Below are 18,643 nucleotides of genomic sequence, written 5' to 3'. Positions count from 1 at the left end.
GTTCAGGCCTCCTGCCGACGCAACAGGGTGGTCGCGGAGACCACGATGAGAATGAGCAGGCCCTGCACGCCGCTGACCAGCGTGCTCGAAATATTGAGCAGCTGGAAACCGTTGGTGAGGAAGCCGACCAGCAGAGCTGAAAGCAACGTTCCAGTCACTGTTGGAACCAGCCTGCGTGAAAAGACCGAACCGAGCAAAGCGGTGACAACGACGGGCAACAGCATCTCGCCGGAACCCGTCGTGCTGCCGCTCAGGTAGGAAACCGAGAGGATGCCGGCGATGCCGCCAGATAGGCCGCTGGCGACGAATGCGCCGGCAAGCAGGCGACGAAGCGGAAGGCCAGCGGCGCGCGCGGCATCCGGAAACTCGCCGACAGCGTAAAGGCGCAGACCAAGCGGCGTATGTTGCACGATCGCCGTCGCAATCGCCGTGAAGCCGATGAGCACATAGGCGAGGATCGGCATGCCGAGGGAGTCCGAAGCAGAAAGCGCCGAGAGGAATGGCGTGGAAGCCGGAAGGACGGTATTTCCCGTCAGCACCAGTTCCAGGCCGGCAACGACGTTCATGACGGCAAGCGTGGCGAGTAGCGGCACGATACCGGCATAGACGACGGCGATAGCATTGACCGCGCCGATCAGTGTACCAGTCAGGATCGATGCCAGGATCGCCGTGACATCACCAAAGCCGAGTTGCGTGAGGCTGGCATAGACGGCGGCGCTGAGGCCCATATTGGCAGCAAGCGACAGGTCGATACCGCCGGTGACGACATTGGAGCCGCCAGCGATGAGGACGATCGTCAGTCCGATCGCGAGCACGCCGGAGATGGCTGATTGGCCGAGCACATTGCCGATATTGCCGATGCTGAGGAAGTAAGGCGCGGTCAGCGAAAAGACGATCAGGATGACCCCAAAGGCGATCAGCGACCCGAAGCGCAATGCCGTGGCCGCTATATTGCCGGCCGGCCGGGCAGGTTCTTCTAAGGTCGAAAATCCGGAAGGCGCGAATTCTACCTCAGCCGACATGGCGCTGTCCTTCCGACGATCCGGTGGCTTCGGCGAGCACGGCATCCGCCGTCGTCTCCGACGATATGAATTCCCGCACCACCCGGCCACGGAAGAGCACAAGGATGCGATCTGTGATGCCAAGGAGTTCCGGCAGGTCGGAAGACAGGACTATGACACCGGCGCCGCGCGCCGCGAGTTCGCCGATCAGCGTATAGATCTCGACCTTGGAGCCGATGTCGACGCCGACCGTCGGCTCGTCGAGGAGGTAGACCTCGGAATGGCGACTGAGCCATTTGGCTATCGCCACCTTCTGCTGATTGCCGCCCGAAAGCGTGCGCAGCAAGGCGTTACGCCCGTTGGTCTTTACCTGCAGGCGTTCAATCAGGGCATCGACTTCCCGCCTTTCGCCCTCGCGGTCGAGAAAGCCGAGGCGCGTGAAGCGATCGAGGCTGGAAAGACTGATATTTTCCGCGACGCTGAGGTCGAGCGCGATGCCATGGCGGCGCCTATCCTCGGGCACCAGGGCGATCCTGTTATCCGTCGCGTGACTGGGATTGGCGAAACGGACAGCCTTGCCGCCGATTTCGATGCGACCGAAGGCCGGCCTATCCAGACCGAAGAGAGAGCGGACCAGCTCCTTTGCCCCGGAACCGAGCAAACCAGTGAGGCCCAGCACCTCGCCGCGCCGAAGGGTGAAGCTGACATCCTCGTATCTTCCGGGCGCCGAAAGCCGTTCGACCTTGAGGATTTCATCGCCGGGCACAACAACCGGCTTCGGAAACATGTCCTTGATGTCGCGCTCGACCATCAGCCGCGCGATCGCCGCGGCCGATGTTTCCCGGATCGGCACCGAAGCGACGTCCAGCCCGTTGCGCAGCACGGTGACATGGTCGCAGAGTTCCTCGATTTCGTTCAGGTAATGCGAGATGTAAATGACGGTCACGCCTTCATCGCGCAGGCGACGGATCAGACGGAAGAGAATATCGGCCTCGCGACGCACCAATGCCGCCGTCGGTTCGTCGAAGACAAGCACCTTAGGCTGGTTGAGAAGCGCGCGGGTGATCTGGACGATCTGCTTTTCGGCCGTCGACAATTCACCGATCAGCGCGCTGTTCGGCAACCGCACACCGAAATAATCCTTGAGGATATCGGATGCACGGCGCTGCATCAGCCGGCGATCGAGAAATGGCGTGCCTGGTATGCGCGGCTCCCGGCCGAGAAACAGGGCTTCGCCGACCGTAAAAGTCGGCACGAGAAGCCGATCCTGATGAATGAAGTGAATGCCCAGCTCTTCCGCGAGATGCGGGGTCAGCCTATCGAAAGCTTGCCCTTCGATCTCGATCCTCCCGTCATCCGGCTGATGAAGACCGGCAAGCAGCTTGATCAATGTCGACTTGCCCGCGCCGTTCTGGCCGACGAGACCGTGGATGGTTCCACGCCTGACGCTCAGCGACGCACCCGCCAGTGCCTGCGCTCCGCCGAAGCGCTTGACGATGCCTTCAAAGCGGATGATGTCGTCTTTTGCCGTCACCGGCTGCTTGAAAGAAATGGCCGTCATCTCGGTCTCCAGCGGACATGTTCCGGGCGATCCAGCCATGGCGGCATCGCCCGGAGCGGACTATCAGCCGATGCCGAGCTTCTTGGTGACCTCGCCGACATTGGCCTTGTTGGCCAGAAGTGCTGGAACGTAGGTCTCGCGCGGCAACGTCTGCCCGGCGAGGAGCTTCGCGACATTGCGGATGGCGGTGCGGCCGATTTCCGCGGGCTGTTGAGCGACGTCGGCGCCAGCGGGCGATTTCGGATCGGCGATGAGCTGCAGCACTTCCGGGCTGCCATCGACGCCGTAGGTGCGGATTTCGGTGCGGCCAGCGGCGGCAAGCGCCTGGGTCGCGCCGAGCTGCGGGATGTCCCATGCCGACCAGATCGCCTTGATCGACCCCTTTTCCGGATATTTGTTCAAAATCGCGGTGATCTGGGTGAAAGCGTCCTGCACGGTATTCGGGATGACGTCGCGCAGTTCCGGCTGGAGGATCTTCACCTTCGGGAAATATTTGACGACATTGACCAGCTGGTCATAGCGGATCGCGCAAGGCGTCACGCCGTAAAAGCCGTTGAAGACGACGATATTGCCTTCGCCGCCGATATCGGAGACGAGCTGCAGCGCCAGGTCCTTGCCGATGCCCCAGTTGTCGGAGGTGGTGTTGTTGATCGAATTGGTCGAGCCGACGTCGACCGTCAGAACCGGAATGCCGGCGTCGCGCGCCTTCTTCAGCCAGGGGTCGATGACGCTCAGAGTGCCGAGGATCTGAACGATGGCATCCGGCTTCTGGGCAATCAGCGTCTGCAATTGCGAGACCAGTTTGGCGTCGTTGCGCCCCGCGTCCACGGCGATCGGCTCGCCCCCGAGGCGTTTGACCTCTTCGATCTGGGCATTATAGGCCTGCAGGTCGAAGAAATGGTCGGTTCCGGTCGCGCTGATGGCGATGCGCTTACCCTTCAGGGACGGCTCTTCCTCGGCCGCGAAGGCGGGCTTTCGCCCGATCAGCGAAGCGCCGGCAACGGCAACTCCAGCCGCCGCGGATAATTTCAGCAGCTCCCGTCTTCCTAGACCGCTGTCGGACTTTTCGATGCTCATTGCCACTCTCTCCAATTTGACTTTAGTCTATAAATTAAGTGGACTAACGAGAATGGGGAGAAATGAATTTCCAAAAAGGCGGCCTGGAGAGGAAAGAGTAGACGGCGCGGGTGCTCGTCCCCGGCCGCGGCTTTCAAGGACGATCAGCCGATGGAGACCGTCTTGTCTTGCCGCGTGGGAAGCGTTGGGTCGAGATCAAGTCCGCACCCTGAGCGCTCGCTCCGTCCTGTCCGCGATCTGGGTTACTGCATAGGCTATCACCATGTAGATCACGACCGCGACCAGGAAGGCCTCGAGATAGTAGAAGTTCAGCGCTGCGGTCAGTTGCGACTGCGCGAAGATGTCGACCACCTCGATGGCGAACCCCAGGGAAAGCGCCTTCATGATGACCATGAAGGAATTGGCAAGATCCGGTATCGCCGCGACGATGACCTGCGGAAGCATGACCCGGCGGAAGAGTTGGCTCTTCTTGTAGCCGAGCGAATAGGCTGCATCGGCCTGGCCGGTGTCGAAAGAATTCAGAGCGCCCTTGACGACTTCCGCCTGGAAAGCGGCGACGCAGGCCGTCAGAGCGACGATGAGCGTGACCCAGTTTGGCGTCGAATGGCCGTTATAGTCCACGCCAATCAGCGATGTCAGGAATTGCAGGGTCGAGGGAAGGCCATAGTAGGCGAGGAAGATCACCACGACCATCGGCACGCCCTTGAACGCGACCTTGTAAGCGACGACAAGCTGCCGCAAGACAGGGATGCGCCGATATTCCACCATGGCAAACAGGCTGCCTATGATCGTCGAGAAGACGAAGATCGCAAGCGCCATCGCGAGCGTGAGGGGTACCGCACCCAGGATATCCCAAAGATCGGGGAGAAGAACGTCGATATCGAACATATAGCAACTCCTTCGATCAGACGCTTGCCATCATCGTGGTTCCGCCGCGCTTCGCGCCTGGAGAAAATCTGGCGGAACGAAGCTCGAAAAAGCGGACGACAGACCAGGCGACCAGGCAAAGCAACGAATAGAGCACCGCCAGCACGAGGTATGTTTCGAACTGGTACTGGTTATAGTCGCGTTCCATGACAAGATGAGCGGTCGCCATGACATCGGCCGCGCCGATATACATGACGAGCGCGACGTTATGGATCAGATAGATGATCGAATTGCCGTAGCCGGGGAGCGCGATGTGAACCGCCTGTGGACCGAGAACGCGCGTGAGCTTCTGGCGGAACGTATAGCCAAGACTGTCCGCGGCATCATGCTGGCCGCGTTCGACGGCGAGATAGGCCGGCCGCATGACTTCGGACAGATAGCCGCCGTGATAGAGGCTCAAGCCCAGCATCGCCGCGATGGTCGGGGACACGAAGTCCGCGACGCCGAACACACCCACAAGCACGGGAAGCCCGTAGAAGGCGACGAACAATTGCAGGACGACGGGCACGCTGCGGGCATAGGATACGTAGAGATCCGCCAATTGGCTGATCACCGGGATCCTGCGAACCCGGAACGTCGTCGCGATCAACGCCAGCACGAAGCCGGCGATCATGGCCGTGAACGTGATCGCAAGCGTCAGCGGCAGGGCCGAGAGCAGCTCTGGGATCATGACGGAAAGGTCCACTTCGGAACACTCCTTCTCTCAGTCTTTGGGCCTGACCACCGGGGTCGGAGCCCGCCATTACTTCATATACGTAGTGATGTCTTCGCCGAACCACTTCTGCGAGAGCTTGGCAAGCGTGCCGTCGGCCTTGAGCTCCTTCAGAGCCTTGTCGATGGCATCGGAGAGGGCCTTGTTCTCCTCGGAGCGATGGATCAGCACGAAGGTCTGATTGATCGCGACCGGCTCGCTCGTCTTGATGTCAAGCTTCTGCTGGTCGATCACGGTCTGCTCGCCAAGGTTGGATGGCAGCACGAGCGCATCGTATTTGCCGTTCTGCACTTCCTTCAGCCGGTCCGGATAGGGAACGCCGGCGCTTGAGGCGGTGATCTCGATCTTGTAGGCCGGGTTTTGCTCCTGCCATGCCGTGGCGAACTTGTAGATGCCGCCGCCTGCGGTGACGGGCACGATCTTCTTGCCGACCAGATCCTTCATCTCGTTGATGCCGCTATCCTTGCGGCTATAGATCTTGATCAAGCTCGCACCGATCGGGGCCTCAGGAATGAGGAACTGCTTTTCACGGGCGGGCGCGCGATAATAGCCGCCCGTCGCGATGTCGTACTTGCCGGTGGCAAGGCCGGTTTCCTGGGCGATGTCGGCCGCACCTTCCATGACGAACTTGTACTGGGGCAGCTTCGCGTTGATCGCCCTCAGCACGTCGGGTTCGTAACCCTGCGGCTCGACGCCGATCGCGCCCCAGGAGAGCGGCTTCGATTCGGCCGCGGTGGCGATCTTGATCGTGCGGACCTCCTCGGCGAACGAGGCGGTTGCGAAGGCGATCGCGACGCCTGCTACGGCAAGACCGAGGCCACGGCGCGAGATTGAACTCATGGAAGTCATTTCAGGCATCCTTTCTACTGGATCGCGCGTTCGGAATTGAGAAACTGAGCGAGGCGCGGGTTGGAGGGTGTATCGAAGATTTCAGCCGGAGTGCCGTCTGCGGCGACGACGCCCCCGTCCATAAAGACGATGCGGTTCGAGATGTTCTTGGCAAACTGCATCTCATGGGTGACGAGGAGCGATGTGATGCCCGAGGACGTCACATCCTTGATCACCTTCAGGACCTCGTTCACCAGTTCGGGGTCAAGCGACGATGTCGGCTCGTCGAACAGCATCACGTCCGGCTTGACCGCCAAGGCGCGGGCGATGCCGGTCCGCTGGAGCTGACCACCTGAGAGCTGGGAGGGATAGTTGTCGAGCTTGTCGGCAAGTCCGACGCGCTCGAGTTCCCGCAGGGCAATCGCGCGGGCCTCTTCCTTCGGCTTGCGCTGAACGACCACCAGCGGGTCCATGACGTTCTGGATGACGGTCATGTTCTTGAAGACGTTGAACTGCTGGAAAACCATCGCCGTGCGAAGACGGATCGCCTGCACCGCGGCCTTGTCGGGGCGAGCGTAATCCATGCGGATGCCATCCAACGCGATCAAGCCGGAGGACGGCTTGGTCAGATGGTTGATGCACTTGAGAAGCGTCGTCTTGCCGGTGCCGCTCGGGCCGATGATCGACACCACGTCGCCCCGTTTCACCGACAGGTCCACACCATTTAGAATTTGCGTGCTTCCGTAAGACAGCTTTAGGTTCTTGATCTCAAGCATTGCGGGTCTCAGGTCCTTTCGGAAGATAGTTCGGAAGGCTCCTTGGTATCGTCATCCGCCCACTCGTCACCGAGGAGTTCCGGCGTGTCGAAAGCCTGGAGGTTTTCAAAGTGTTTCTCGCGGTCGACGACAAAGAGGGCGCGGACAATGCCACGCGCCAGGCGGTCGGCGCCTTCGCTGATCGCGGGGATGTCGCCGGTGAGCTTGCCGTGACTGAGTGTCGCCGGAAAATTGAAGCAGTGAATCCTTGCCAGCGTCGGGCACGAGCCCGGCTCTCTTTCGAGGAATTCGAACGCCTCTCCGAGATCGGGGGATCCCTCGAGCTCGGCGTTGGGCATCTCCGCCGGCACCGGGAAGCGATCGCGCCACAAGCGTATATGTGGGCCGAAGGCGGCAAGCTCCGGTCGATTGCTCAGGTCGATCTTGAAGCCCGTTCCAAAGATCAGAAAGTCGACGGGATAGCCGGCCCTCGGCGTCGTCACGATGACGTGGTCGCCTTCTTGCTCCAGCCTGCTGATAGGGCTCTCAAGATGGAGATGGGCTTGCGGGAAGGAACTGACGCGCAAGACGCTCGGCCGCGGCGGCGGCGTCTGCTGGGCCATGGCATAATTGAGGAAGCGCCACTTCCACTCATCGGGAAGGCCGGCGAATCCGTGCACGACGCCCTGGCTGCCGATGCCGGTGAACTTGTTGATCCGCGGCAGCTCCCTGCGGCGCACGAACATGTCGAGGCGCGCCGCACCGGCTTCGAGAGCGGCCGCTGCATTGTCCATCGCCGAGGCGCCGGCACCAACTACGCCTATCCGCTTGCCGCGCAGCATCGCGAAATCGATGTCGTCAGCGGTATGCGCCCAGAACTTGCCACCGATGCTTTTTGCGATATCTGGCACAAACGGGCCGCCCAGACCATCGCGGCCGGTCGCCAACACCGCATGACGCGCAATGATCGTCTCCTTGAGGCCGTCCTCGATGCAGACAAGATCAAGCATGCCGTCCTCGCGTGGGAGGATCGCATCGACTGTCACGCCGTTGCGGACGGGAAGCTCGAGCACCTTACGGTACCAGATCAGATATTCCATCCACGTCTCACGCGGCGCGCGGTCGAGCGCGACCCACGCCTCCCGGCCAAAGCGCGCTTCGTAGTAGGCGCGAAACGTCAGGGCGGGCAGCCCCATCGCTGGACCGGTGAGCTGCTTGGGAGAGCGTAGCGTTCGCATTCGGGCGAAGGTGACCCAGGGCCCCTCGCGACCCGCGGGTGCCTTGTCGAGCACGACATGGTTGGCGACACCCAGCCTCTTCAGCATCGCGGAGGCGACGAGCCCGGCCATGCCCGCGCCAATGATGACGACATCGACGACAGGCTGACCGTCGATCACGCGCGGCGGCACCCAGGATTTGGCCGGCAGTTCCAGCCAGGCGAGATCCTGCCGCAGCCGCGCCTCAAGAGCATCGAGACCGTCCGGCAAGATGGAAAGGTCGCTCATATCGACGCTCCCTCAGGTCTCGCGGTTTGCCCGTAAATGGTATCGGCCAGCGCTTCCGCGCCGCTCGAGTCGAACAGGCGGCAGCCTGGCATCGTCAAAGCCACCGCGCGCGCCGCCTCGATCACTGCCGTGATCGTCGATGTGAGCGGCAGCGCGGCGGGCGATATCGCACCGAAGAGAAAGGGGATGGTGTGATCGAGCACGCGCATCACGACACCGTCAAGCGGCACGCCGACGACGGTCGCCGGCTCGACGATGCCAACCCCTAGTCCTGCCCGAACCAACGACAGCGCCGTCAGTGAAGCATTGACGTCGATAATCCGGTCCGGCGAGACCCCTGCCCGTTCCAGTGCCTCATCGACTCGATGCCGCAAGCGATATGGATTTGCCAGGGTGATGATGCGGCGATCGGCGAGATCGGCAAGACGCACCACGTCACGGTCGGCGAGCGGATCGTTCGCGGCGATGGCGACGACACATGGCGCCTCCGCGATCCAGTGTATTTCGAGGCCCGGATGTTCGAGCGGCAGGCTTGCGATCCCCAAATCCGCCGAGCGGGCGAGCACTGTCTGGACGACGTTTTCGGCCGCAAGCGCCTGCACATGCAGATGACGCGGGATCAGATCCGAGGCAACGGCCGCGAGTGCCCGCGGCAGAACGCCCGCCGCAAGCGACGGCGTGGCCGCGATCGTCAGCGTGGGTGGTTCATCACGACCGATCGCCTCCGCGCGCTCACGGATATGTGTGAGACTGGCAAGATGGCGCTCGACCTCGGAATGAAACAGCACGCCTCGCGAGGTCGGCGTGATCCGTGGACCGCTTCGATGCAGGAGCGCATAGCCGATATCGGCTTCCAGATCCTGGATGAGCCTGGTGACCGCCGGTTGCGATCGGCCCAGCAAGCGCGCCGCCCCGGTCACGCTACCCGCGGAAATCACCGCCGCGAAGGCTTCAAGTTGACGAATATCGAAAGAGTTAGAATGCATAATTGACATGAAACACTCCTCTTAATGCGAGTAAAGCATATGAATTCTCACTTGACGATCGGAATTAGATAATTATTCCGCATGAAAGTCGCTTAATCATTATCGTTTGACATAATGATGTGTCACGCCTACCTAGATGCTGCCCCCAAAGACGCACCCGAGGAGCCTGTTTTGACACTCATCGAAACCCTAGTCTCCGTGAAGCCTGGCTCCGCGCTCGCCGAAGCCATGGAAAAGCGCGCTGAGATCCTGCGCCTGAGCGAGGCAGCCCATGACGCGGTGCTGCTGCCACACGATCCCGGCGGTCTGTCCCATGGATTTCGGGCGGCGCTTGCCGCCCGCATGGCCCGGCAAAATCACAACGAGGCGCTGGCGCGCCACTATGATGCTCTCGTGGAGCGGGCGGGCGAAACCGCGACTGCCCCGCTCTCCTCACCTGGCACGACCGCGGAGGACCCACGCGCCGCCGAGATCGTTCGTCACGCCGACCGGCTGACCGTCGCACCGAGGGAGGCGACCCGCGCCGACATAGAGGCATTGCGCGCCAGCGGCGTGGCCGATGCCGACATCGTCCGGCTCTCCGAACTGGCAGCCTTCGTGAACTACCAGGTGCGCGTCATCGCGGGATTGGCATTGATCGGAGCAAGACAATGAGCGAAGTCGTCCATGCCTTCACCACCAAAATTCCGCGCTGGCAGCCTTATGTCGTTCCGGTCGACCTCGAGACCGCGACCGAGGAACAGCGCGCGGCCATGCAGGTGACGCCGTCCAACAAAGGCATTTCGCCCTATGTCCTGACGCTCGCGCATGATCCGGAATCGCTGACCGTCCGCTCTCCCCTGTTCAATCTGATCATGTACGGAAAGGATGGGCTTGCTTCGAGCGAGCGCGAACTGGGCGCGACGGCCGCGTCCATCGTCAACCACTGCGTCTACTGCGCCGCGGTTCACGCCTCCCGCTTCATCAGCCAGACCAAAAGAACCGACGTGATCGAAGCAATCTTCACGGACGGCCTGGATGCGGAACTCGACGAGCACCTGCAGGCGATCTTTGATTTTTCCGCACGCCTGTCGCCAACGCCGCCCGAAGCCACGAAAGCAGATGCGCAGGCATTGGCCGATGTGGGCTTGTCTGAATTGGAATCCATCGATCTCGTCTTCTCGTCGGCAATTTTCGGCTGGGCGAACCGCCTGATGCATACGCTCGGCGAGCCGGTGACCGATTAGGTCGGATAGACCGAAATATGGACCATGAGCCCCAGGACCGCATCCGCGGCTCTGGTGATCCGCTTGTCATCACCGTCTGGCGATGCGGCCGCGGAGGTTGCTGGCAAGGCCTCCCATCATTTGACGAGACCAAGCGCCGCCGCCACGTGCCCCCAGCCGTTGTTTGCTTGCCGGACGATCGTAGATTCGGCGCTTGCCCTCATGTGATTGCCCCTCGATCGAATGGACGATGGTGACTATGGGCACGCTCTTCCGGTATGAAAGGCCAATATGTTTGATCGCGGCTGCCGCGCCACACGACAGCCTTGCCGCCATTCAGGCCCGTTTTCAAGCGGAGAGGAACAATGTCGCGTCGAAATATTTTTCCGGTGGCAGCGGATCCTTGATGGTTCCGAAATCGACGAACATCTTGTTGAATTCACCCAACCACTTCGTGACACTGCCGTCCTCGGTGAACTTGTTCAGCTCGCCGCTCGTTAGAAGTTTTCGGCTTTTCGCAACCTTGGCCGTCGCATCGGGAGGCGATTGCGTAAAGGCGACCGTCAACTCAATCGAATGATCGAGATTGGCAACCCTGTAGTCCATGGCCTTCTTGATGACCTTCAGGAAGCTCTTGGCAAGATCGGGATCGCTTTGGATCGTCTCGTTGCGCGCCACGAAGGTGTTGATGAACGAGGTATCGGGATAGAAATCCTTGTTCGAGGCCAGCTCCTTCATATCGGGGACACGTGGTTTGATCGCATCGATCAAGGGATACCAGATGCCCGCCGCATCGATCTGCTTGGAGGAGAATGCAGCCACGATGGTGCTCGGATCCATCGGGACGACCTGCACGTCCTTGATCGTCAGGCCAGCCTTGCCGAGAGCCATGCGCAGGATCATCTCTCCGGATGTGCCTTGTGGGACACCGACCTTCTTGCCCTTGAGATCGGCGATCGAGGTAAATGCCGCCTGGGCGATGACGCGATCGCTGAACCCGATATCGTTGACGCCGAGCACCTTGGCATGGCCGCTGGCCGGAAGCCACAGCGCGCCCGGCCCGATCGTCCCGAAATCGAGGCTCCCCGCACCCATGGCCTGGATCTGAATGGGACCATTGGTGAACACCTTCAGGTCCGGCTCCAGCCCTTCGGCCTGCCAAAGCTTCTGATCGTTGGCAATCGCGAACAGGCTCGAATTGGGAAAGTCGGAGAGATAGCCGATCCGGATCGGCTTTGAGGCCGCGCGAGCCGACCTAGCGATCATAGGCATCGCGGTGGCGGCCGTCAGAGCCGCGGCCGTCGTCAATAAACTGCGTCTCGTCAGCATGATCATGTCCTCCTGTGATTGCTGATCTTCAGTTTGAGGCAGGGTGATAGACGGCCCGCCAGACCTCGTTGCGCAGCTCGGAAAACCGCGGCGAAAGCCGCATCTCCTCCGTCCGGGGAAAGGCAAGGTCCACGGGAATGATCTTGTGGAGCCGACCCGGACGGGCCGCCATCACAATAACCCGGCTTGCCAGATAGACCGCCTCGTCGACATCATGCGTGATGAACATCACTGTACGGCGCTCCTTGCTCCACATGGCAAGAAGCTGGTCCTGCAATTGCACGCGCGTCAGGGCATCGAGCGCGCCGAAAGGTTCATCCATCAGCAATATCTTCGGATTGACCGCATAGGCCCGGGCAATGGCGCAGCGCTGCTTCATGCCGCCTGAAAGCATCTTCGGCAATGCATCGGCGAAGTCCGTTAGGCCGACGAGCTCGATGAAATGGTCGGCGATGCCGCGGCGCTCATCCTTGGGACGGCCGGAGATTTGAAGCCCGAACTCAACATTCTGCCGCACGGTCAGCCACGGAAACAGGGCATATTGCTGGAAGATGACACCGCGTTCCGGCCCCGGCCCTTTCACAGGCATATTGTCGACCAATACCTGCCCCGATGACGGCGGGGTCAATCCCGCGGCGATGTTCATGGCTGTCGACTTGCCGCAGCCGGAAGGGCCGACGACGGTGATGAACTCGCCATCCTCGATATCGAGGTCAAGGTTTTGCAATGCGGTAAAGGCTGCCTGACCCGCAAGATCGAAGCTTTTCGAAACGTTCTGAAACGAAATCTTCGGCGTCATAGCTTTTCCTGCCATGCTGTGAGAATACGGTCGGCCATCATGACGATCCGATCCATGAGCAGGCCGAGAACGCCGATGGCGATCAGGCTCACGAAAATGGTGGGCAGATCATAATAGAGCTGGGCCTGCTGCATGCGGTAGCCCAGGCCGGACTGCGCGGCGATAAGTTCGGCTGCGACGACGGTGGCCCAGGACGAACCGAGGCCAATGCGCACGCCGACCATGATATAAGGCGTTGAGGCCGGAATGATCACGCGGCGGAAAATGGTGAAATCGTCCGCTCCCAATACGCGCGCGGCGTTGATGAGTGTCTTGTCGACGCTAATCACCCCCTGGTAGGTTGCAACGACGCTCGACAGGAAAGCGGCGAGGAAGATGACAAAGATCTTCGGTGTCTCGTCGATGCCCATCGTCACGATCGCAAGCGGAATGATCGCCAGCGGTGGAATGGTGCGGAAGAATTGCACATAGGGCTCGATGATGCCCCGGGCGATGCGATACCACCCCATCAGGAAGCCGACGGGAACAGCGACGATCAGGCCGAGGCAGAAGCCCGTCATGACCCGGCCGAGACTGGCCAGCGCATCGCCGAGCAGGATGCCATTTTTAGCCTCGGCGGCGGCGGCCGCGGCCACCTGGGCAGGCGTTGGCAGACCAACCAGCCCTTCGGCCGTCACCAGCCACCAAAGGCCGATGCCGATGACGACAGCGGCCACATTCAGACCCAGCATCGCGGCAGGCGTCGTCAGCAACGGGCGCCGCGGAGCGCCAGGGCGTATGGTCGCGTTCGTCGCGATGGTCATTGGCGTTCGCTCCCAACTGCACATTGCTCGCCGCGAGACTTGTCAGCCTGACGGCTGACACAACGGAAGCCGATATGGGTCGTGGCGCTGTCGATCATTTCCGGATGCCGGGCCGCCGGCCGATAGCGGCGGCAATAAGTCGGCGCGCAAAGATGCGATCCACCCTTCAACACCTTGCGCGGAATGCGGATCGCCGGCTGACGCGGGTCGTAGCTTTGCTCGGCAATGGCGACTCTCGGATTTTTCGGAACACAGCAAGGCTTCGCTGCATCGTCTGGATGGCGGTCCGTCCAGTAATCGTCCGTCCACTCCCAGACATTGCCGATCATGTCGGAAAGACCATAGCCATTTGCGGGAAAGGCTCCGACCGGCGTGGTGCCGAACTCAGCCTTGCCGGGGAGATTGGCCATCGGAAAATCGCCGTTCCAGATATTCGCCATCCTGCGGCCGTCGGGCTCGAGCTCCTCGCCCCAGGCGAAGGTCGCCCCTTCCACGCCGCCGCGGGCGGCGAACTCCCATTCCGCCTCGCTCGGCAAAGCCTTTCCGGCCCAGCGCGCATAGGCTGTCGCGTCGGCATGGCAGATCTGCACCACCGGATGATCCATCATCGCCTCCGTCAGAGACGAGATGCCATCGGGCCGATGCCAACATGCACCCGCCGCAAAGTGCCACCAATCACCCCAGAAGCGCATATCGCCGGACCTCCGCGGCGCTCGAAAGACCAATGATCCCGGCTGCAGGATAGCCGGATCGGCGCCGGGATAAACCGATGGGTCCGGCGTCTGCTCCGCGACCGTCACATAACCGGTATCGGCGACGAAGCGCGAAAAGTCCCGGTTTGTGACCGGCGTGGCATCCATGAAGAAGCCGTCGACCCGCACGCGATGAACGGGCCCTTCCTCGGGATAAAAATCTTCCGATCCCATCAGGAAGCTGCCACCTTCGATCCATACCATCCCATCCTTTGCGGGCGGGGACGATCTGGTTGCGGTTGCCTCCTGAAAATCTGTCATCGCACACCCGCCATGACATCGCGCGTGCGGTAGTTCGACTCGATGAGCCAGTCCCGCATGACATCGAGAAGTTCGCGCTTTCGCGCCTCGCATGCGGGATCGTCCCAGAGATTTTGCACCTCGCCAGGATCGTTTTTGAGATCGAACAACTGTCCGTCGCTCGACCCTTTGAAATGGACCAACTTCCATCCCTCGCTACGCACGCCGGTCATGAATTCCACGCCGCCGCTCATGGCGACGTCACCGATCTGCTCGCAGAATACGTGGGTACGAGGCGTCCACTCACCCGTCTCCAGCGCCGACTTCAGGCTGCGCGCCTCGAAGCTCTTCGGCGGCGTGATCCCCGCATATTCCAATATGGTCGGACCGAGATCGAAGAGCTGGCAGAGGCCGTTTAGCTCCCTGCCACCCTCGAATCGATTTGCGGTCGACCAGATGATGGTGGGCACCCGTGTGACGACGTCATACATCGACCATTTCTGGATCAGGCCGTGGTCGCCGAGGCACTCGCCATGGTCGGAGGTGAAGATGACGATCGCATCCTTCAGATAGCCGCGCTCCTTCAAGGCTTCCAGCAACTCACCGATCTTTTGGTCGATCAGCGTCACGTTGCCGAGATAGTGAGCCCAGAGCCGCTGCATCTGCTCGGGCGACGGATCAAGGCTCCAGACAACCGAATCGTGATCGACCTCGACGTCGTGCTGTCGCTTCTCCTTCAGTTCCTGATGCAAGGAATCGAGCTCCTGGCGCGACGGCTTGGGCAACGGCAGATCGTTGCGCTTGAGGTAAGGCTCGGAATATCGCGCCGGCGGATCGAACGGCGGATGCGGGCCTGGGAAGCCGACCTGCAGGAAAAGCGGTTCGGTCCGTGGATATGTGTCGATCCACCACTTCGCCATATTGCCGACGAAAGCGTCGGAATGAAGCTCCTCGGGCAATTCCCAATCAAAGGCGCCAAGACGCTCGCGATAATCCTCCCGCCGACGATAGGTCTCGCGCTGCTGCTTGACCAGACCATTCGCGGCGAGCGCCTTGTCCCATTCGTCGAAATACCAGCGCCCCTCCATGTAACGATCCTTGTTTTCGACGACGTAACGCTCGTGGAAACCGGAGTCCGAATTGTAGGGAATGGTGTGCATCTTGCCGACGTTGACGCAACGATAGCCGGCATCCCTCAACTGCTCGACCCATGTCCTCTGCCAGCGCTGACCGTTGGCGAGCACCCCGGTGGTATGTGGATAGTAGCCAGTGAAGAGGCTGGCTCGTGAGGGAACGCAGCTGGGGGCGTTGATATGACAATCAGTCAGCGTCACCCCCTTTTCGACAAGCGCATCAAGATTGGGCGTAACCGCATAGGGAAATCCAAGCGCGGCGATGGAGTCGTATCGCTGCTGGTCGGTCATGATCAGGATGATATTGGGGCGGTCGGCCACGCTTTACGTCCTTCCCTGCTGCCAGAACACAAACTTCAACGGAAAGTCTCGTTGGAAAAATTTTGCGCTCTTGTCTCCTCGTTCGAGAAATGACATAAAGTTAACGGTAACGCAACGCTCACTTGAGCAAATTTTTGCGAGGAGAATGGGGGCGAACGTGGAGGAGCGAGAAAAGGGCGGCGCACCAACACTGGCTTCGATCGCCGTCAGGGTCGGGGTTTCCATCAATACGGTCTCGCGGGCGCTTCGCGCGCCCAACACGGTGAGGCCGGAACTGCGGCGAGAGATCGCCAAGGCCATGGACGAGCTGAATTATGTGCCGAACCGGCTGGCCGGGGGATTGTCGGGGACGAGATCCGACATCGTCGGCGTCGTCGTGACATCGCTCTATTATTCTGAATTTGCCTCCATTATCGATGCCCTGCAATCGGCGCTTCTCAAAGACAATCTTCAGGTCATGCTCGCCAATACGCGCTATGATCCTGACCAGGAGATAACGCTCGTGCGCTCGATCCTCAGTTGGCGCCCAGCCGCGGTTGCCATTATCGGTGTCGACCACCCGACCAAGGTCACTGAGCTGCTGACGTCCTCGGGCGTTCCGGTCGTCGAAATGTGGGATGTCGGCGGCGACATCATCGATTCCGCGGTCGGCATGGATCATCGGGAGGCCGGCGGGGCGCAGGCCGACCACATGATTGCGTGCGGTTACCGGCATCTCGCCTTTCTCGGCAGCATGCGCGAAAACGACATGCGGGCAAGGAAACGCGCCCACGGCTCAGCACGCGCCATTGCCGCGGCCGGATTGCCGGATCTCGTCTATGCTGTTCGACAGGAAGGCGGCCGGCCGGCGCTCGGCGAAGAGCTCGCCCATGAACTGCTCGACAGCAATCCACGGATCGACGGGATCATCTGCAACAGCGACGTCGTCGCCTTCGGTGTCCTGAAGGCGCTGCATGAGCGCGGCAGGAAAGTGCCCGCCGATATCGGCGTCGTCGGCTTCGGCGACAGCGAGGCGGCAAGCTACGTCACCCCTTCGCTCAGCACCATCAAGCCCGACCGTCATCGGATCGGCGAACTCACGGCCGAATTGATCGTCGCGCGGATCAACGGCGAGGACCCGCGAACGAGTGTGGTCGACTGGGAACTGCTTGCACGCGACAGTACCCGCTCGCCCTTTAAATCCCTGAATGGAGATTGACGTGACAGAGGCAAGGAACAGGCCCAACATCGTCTTCGTCATGACCGACCAGCAGCGTTTCGATACGATCGCGGCGGCCGGTTTCGACTACATGATCACGCCGAATCTTGATCGCCTGGTTCGGGACGGCACGTGTTTCAGCCACATGTACGTGACGTCACCGTCCTGCGCGCCCTCGCGGGCAAGCCTGTTCACGGGACTCTATCCGCACACCAACGGCGTCTTCCGCAACGATGAGCGCTGGACGCATAGCTGGGTTCGCCGCCTTGCCGATGCTGGCTATCGCTGTGTCAATGTCGGCAAGATGCACACCTCGCCCTTCGAGGAGTCCTTCGGTTTTCACGAAAGGCATGTTGTCGAAAACAAGGATAGAGCGACCGAGCGGCTGCCGTTTTATCTCGACAACTGGGACAAGGCTTTCTGGAGCCGAGGCATCGAAAAGCCGAGCCGCGTCACATACCGACGGCTCGAAGATTATCGCGAACGTCTTGGCGCCTTTGTCTGGGATCTGCCTGAAGATCTGCATTCGGACAATTTCGTCCCTGAGTTCGCCGCCATGTGGCTTGATCGCTACCGGGGCCAAGAACCATTCTTCCTGCAGATCGGCATTCCAGGTCCGCACCCGCCCTACGATCCGACACAGGACTATCTCGACAAATATAGGGATCGCGATCTGCCAGAAGCGATCCGTGACCATGCGGCAATGGATGGGCAGCCATCGGCACTCAAGAAGCTTAGAGAACAACATATCAGCGTCGATCATGATGCGGTCGTGCATCTTGAAAATCCGACGCCGGAACAATTGCGCCGCCAACGCGAGCATTATTTCGCCAACGTCTCGATGATCGATACGCAGATCGGCAAGCTCATGGAGGCGCTCGAGCGTCGCGGCGTTCTTGAGGATACCATCATCATCTTCACGTCGGATCATGGCGACTGTCTGAACGATCATGGACACAGCCAGAAATGGACGATGTACGAGCCGAGCGTGCGCGTGCCGGCAATCGTCTGGTCGCCGGGCCGTGTCGAGCGTGGCAAGATCGTCGGCGACCTCGTTTCGCTCTTCGATTTCGGGCCGACAATCCTGGAGCTGGCGGGACTTGAAGCGCCAAAATGGATGGAAGCACGTTCCTTGGCTCCTTACCTCACCGGTGCGAACGTCACGCCGCGCGAATTCGTCTTCTCCGAACATGCGGGCGACCGTATCCTGAGCGGCACGGAATTCATGACGATGATCCGCGACAGGCGGTTCAAGCTGGTCCACTTCGTCGAGAGCGACGAAGGCCAGCTTTTCGATCTGTCTGTCGATCCAAATGAAGTCAATGACCTGTGGAGCGACCCCGCCTATCAGGATGTCAAACGCCGCCTGATCGATGAAATCCTGAAATGGCGTATCCGCAGCGACCTGAAGACACAAGGCTGGACGGAGGCGATCCTATAAGCGGGAATGGCAAGAGCCTCGATCGCGAGGCCTTTCGAGCTTTAGGTGGCAATGATGAACGGAATATGCG

17 protein-coding genes and 1 pseudogene are annotated in these 18,643 nt (G+C 60.8%); 4 read left to right on the top strand and 14 right to left on the bottom strand.

Translation table 11 applies throughout. The features are described from left to right. Positions 1-2: 2 nt before the first annotated feature. The 9 genes from JJQ51_RS24870 to JJQ51_RS24830 form a co-directional block, all read right to left on the bottom strand. The gene (locus JJQ51_RS24870) at positions 3-1,022 is read right to left on the bottom strand and encodes an ABC transporter permease (protein ID WP_269245449.1); all 1,020 of its coding nucleotides are present in this window, start codon (positions 1,020-1,022) and stop codon (positions 3-5) included. Continuing rightward, the gene (locus JJQ51_RS24865) at positions 1,012-2,562 is read right to left on the bottom strand and encodes a sugar ABC transporter ATP-binding protein (RefSeq protein WP_113353423.1); all 1,551 of its coding nucleotides are present in this window, start codon (positions 2,560-2,562) and stop codon (positions 1,012-1,014) included. Before JJQ51_RS24865 ends, JJQ51_RS24870 begins: the two co-directional genes overlap by 11 nt. A gap of 63 nt (positions 2,563-2,625) precedes the next feature. Further along, positions 2,626-3,639, bottom strand: a complete 1,014-nt coding sequence (locus JJQ51_RS24860; RefSeq protein WP_269245448.1) for a sugar ABC transporter substrate-binding protein — start codon at positions 3,637-3,639, stop codon at positions 2,626-2,628. Positions 3,640-3,834: 195 nt separating this feature from the next. Beyond that, on the bottom strand, positions 3,835-4,527 hold the full coding sequence (locus JJQ51_RS24855) for an amino acid ABC transporter permease (RefSeq protein ID WP_113331713.1): 693 nt from the start codon (positions 4,525-4,527) through the stop codon (positions 3,835-3,837). Between the two features lie 16 nt (positions 4,528-4,543). Beyond that, positions 4,544-5,251, bottom strand: a complete 708-nt coding sequence (locus JJQ51_RS24850) for an amino acid ABC transporter permease (protein ID WP_183809975.1) — start codon at positions 5,249-5,251, stop codon at positions 4,544-4,546. A 57-nt stretch (positions 5,252-5,308) separates the two neighbouring features. Beyond that, positions 5,309-6,127 (bottom strand): amino acid ABC transporter substrate-binding protein, encoded by an 819-nt coding sequence (locus JJQ51_RS24845; RefSeq protein WP_269245447.1) that lies wholly within the window; start codon positions 6,125-6,127, stop codon positions 5,309-5,311. Between the two features lie 14 nt (positions 6,128-6,141). Then, positions 6,142-6,882 carry an amino acid ABC transporter ATP-binding protein gene (locus tag JJQ51_RS24840; RefSeq protein WP_269245446.1) on the bottom strand — a complete coding sequence of 247 codons (741 nt, stop codon included), beginning with the start codon at positions 6,880-6,882 and terminating at the stop codon, positions 6,142-6,144. An 8-nt stretch (positions 6,883-6,890) separates the two neighbouring features. After that, the gene (locus JJQ51_RS24835; protein WP_269245445.1) at positions 6,891-8,366 is read right to left on the bottom strand and encodes an NAD(P)-binding domain-containing protein; all 1,476 of its coding nucleotides are present in this window, start codon (positions 8,364-8,366) and stop codon (positions 6,891-6,893) included. Continuing rightward, a complete protein-coding gene (locus JJQ51_RS24830) occupies positions 8,363-9,361 on the bottom strand; it encodes a LysR family transcriptional regulator (RefSeq protein WP_269245444.1) in 999 nt (332 codons plus the stop codon). Before JJQ51_RS24830 ends, JJQ51_RS24835 begins: the two co-directional genes overlap by 4 nt. A 162-nt stretch (positions 9,362-9,523) precedes the next feature. On the opposite strand from JJQ51_RS24830, the gene JJQ51_RS24825 reads away from it, so the two are divergent. Both JJQ51_RS24825 and JJQ51_RS24820 read left to right on the top strand, forming a co-directional pair. Then, positions 9,524-10,006, top strand: a complete 483-nt coding sequence (locus tag JJQ51_RS24825) for a CMD domain-containing protein (RefSeq protein WP_183809972.1) — start codon at positions 9,524-9,526, stop codon at positions 10,004-10,006. Beyond that, positions 10,003-10,578, top strand: a complete 576-nt coding sequence (locus JJQ51_RS24820) for a peroxidase-related enzyme (RefSeq protein WP_183809970.1) — start codon at positions 10,003-10,005, stop codon at positions 10,576-10,578. The genes JJQ51_RS24825 and JJQ51_RS24820 overlap by 4 nt, the downstream gene beginning before the upstream one ends. Before the next feature lie 327 nt (positions 10,579-10,905). Here JJQ51_RS24820 and JJQ51_RS24815 read toward each other — a convergent pair whose 3' ends face one another. The 5 genes and pseudogenes from JJQ51_RS24815 to JJQ51_RS24795 form a co-directional block, all read right to left on the bottom strand. Continuing rightward, positions 10,906-11,883, bottom strand: coding sequence for an aliphatic sulfonate ABC transporter substrate-binding protein (locus tag JJQ51_RS24815; protein ID WP_442967347.1), 978 nt, complete (start codon positions 11,881-11,883; stop codon positions 10,906-10,908). 18 nt (positions 11,884-11,901) lie between these two features. Next, positions 11,902-12,685, bottom strand: a pseudogene (locus tag JJQ51_RS24810) (ABC transporter ATP-binding protein); the annotation flags it as partial. Continuing rightward, a complete protein-coding gene (locus JJQ51_RS24805) occupies positions 12,682-13,416 on the bottom strand; it encodes an ABC transporter permease (RefSeq protein ID WP_113353587.1) in 735 nt (244 codons plus the stop codon). The gene JJQ51_RS24805 and the pseudogene JJQ51_RS24810, both read right to left, overlap by 4 nt. A 68-nt stretch (positions 13,417-13,484) precedes the next feature. Beyond that, positions 13,485-14,444: a formylglycine-generating enzyme family protein gene (locus tag JJQ51_RS24800; protein WP_145321214.1), complete on the bottom strand. Its 960-nt coding sequence runs from the start codon at positions 14,442-14,444 to the stop codon at positions 13,485-13,487. Positions 14,445-14,497: 53 nt separating this feature from the next. Then, the gene (locus JJQ51_RS24795) at positions 14,498-15,934 is read right to left on the bottom strand and encodes a sulfatase family protein (RefSeq protein ID WP_269245443.1); all 1,437 of its coding nucleotides are present in this window, start codon (positions 15,932-15,934) and stop codon (positions 14,498-14,500) included. Positions 15,935-16,091: 157 nt separating this feature from the next. Between JJQ51_RS24795 and JJQ51_RS24790 the strand changes: the two genes are divergently transcribed. Both JJQ51_RS24790 and JJQ51_RS24785 read left to right on the top strand, forming a co-directional pair. Then, complete coding sequence (locus tag JJQ51_RS24790) at positions 16,092-17,132, top strand: LacI family DNA-binding transcriptional regulator (protein WP_113353435.1); 1,041 nt, start codon at positions 16,092-16,094, stop codon at positions 17,130-17,132. A 1-nt stretch (position 17,133) separates the two neighbouring features. Beyond that, positions 17,134-18,573: a sulfatase family protein gene (locus JJQ51_RS24785; RefSeq protein ID WP_246661801.1), complete on the top strand. Its 1,440-nt coding sequence runs from the start codon at positions 17,134-17,136 to the stop codon at positions 18,571-18,573. Positions 18,574-18,643: the final 70 nt, after the last annotated feature.

Origin of the sequence: Rhizobium sp. AG207R (assembly GCF_027109195.1) — a bacterium.
In the GTDB taxonomy this organism is placed as follows: Bacteria; Pseudomonadota; Alphaproteobacteria; order Rhizobiales; family Rhizobiaceae; genus Rhizobium; species Rhizobium dioscoreae.
The sequence above is the reverse complement of the archived record's forward strand: the minus strand, read 5'-3'. Positions and strand labels throughout refer to the sequence as shown.

Bases quoted from the DNA above. Each gene is read 5' to 3' on its own strand.
- JJQ51_RS24855 (WP_113331713.1), bottom strand. From the start codon at position 4,527: ATGTTCGATATCGACGTTCTTCTCCCCGATCTTTGGGATATCCTGGGT.
- JJQ51_RS24830 (WP_269245444.1), bottom strand. From the start codon at position 9,361: ATGTCAATTATGCATTCTAACTCTTTCGATATTCGTCAACTTGAAGCC.
- JJQ51_RS24860 (WP_269245448.1), bottom strand. From the start codon at position 3,639: ATGAGCATCGAAAAGTCCGACAGCGGTCTAGGAAGACGGGAGCTGCTG.
- JJQ51_RS24805 (WP_113353587.1), bottom strand. From the start codon at position 13,416: ATGCTGGGTCTGAATGTGGCCGCTGTCGTCATCGGCATCGGCCTTTGG.
- JJQ51_RS24865 (WP_113353423.1), bottom strand. From the start codon at position 2,562: ATGACGGCCATTTCTTTCAAGCAGCCGGTGACGGCAAAAGACGACATC.
- JJQ51_RS24870 (WP_269245449.1), bottom strand. From the start codon at position 1,022: ATGTCGGCTGAGGTAGAATTCGCGCCTTCCGGATTTTCGACCTTAGAA.
- JJQ51_RS24835 (WP_269245445.1), bottom strand. From the start codon at position 8,366: ATGAGCGACCTTTCCATCTTGCCGGACGGTCTCGATGCTCTTGAGGCG.
- JJQ51_RS24820 (WP_183809970.1), top strand. From the start codon at position 10,003: ATGAGCGAAGTCGTCCATGCCTTCACCACCAAAATTCCGCGCTGGCAG.
- JJQ51_RS24845 (WP_269245447.1), bottom strand. From the start codon at position 6,127: ATGACTTCCATGAGTTCAATCTCGCGCCGTGGCCTCGGTCTTGCCGTA.
- JJQ51_RS24800 (WP_145321214.1), bottom strand. From the start codon at position 14,444: ATGGTATGGATCGAAGGTGGCAGCTTCCTGATGGGATCGGAAGATTTT.
- JJQ51_RS24840 (WP_269245446.1), bottom strand. From the start codon at position 6,882: ATGCTTGAGATCAAGAACCTAAAGCTGTCTTACGGAAGCACGCAAATT.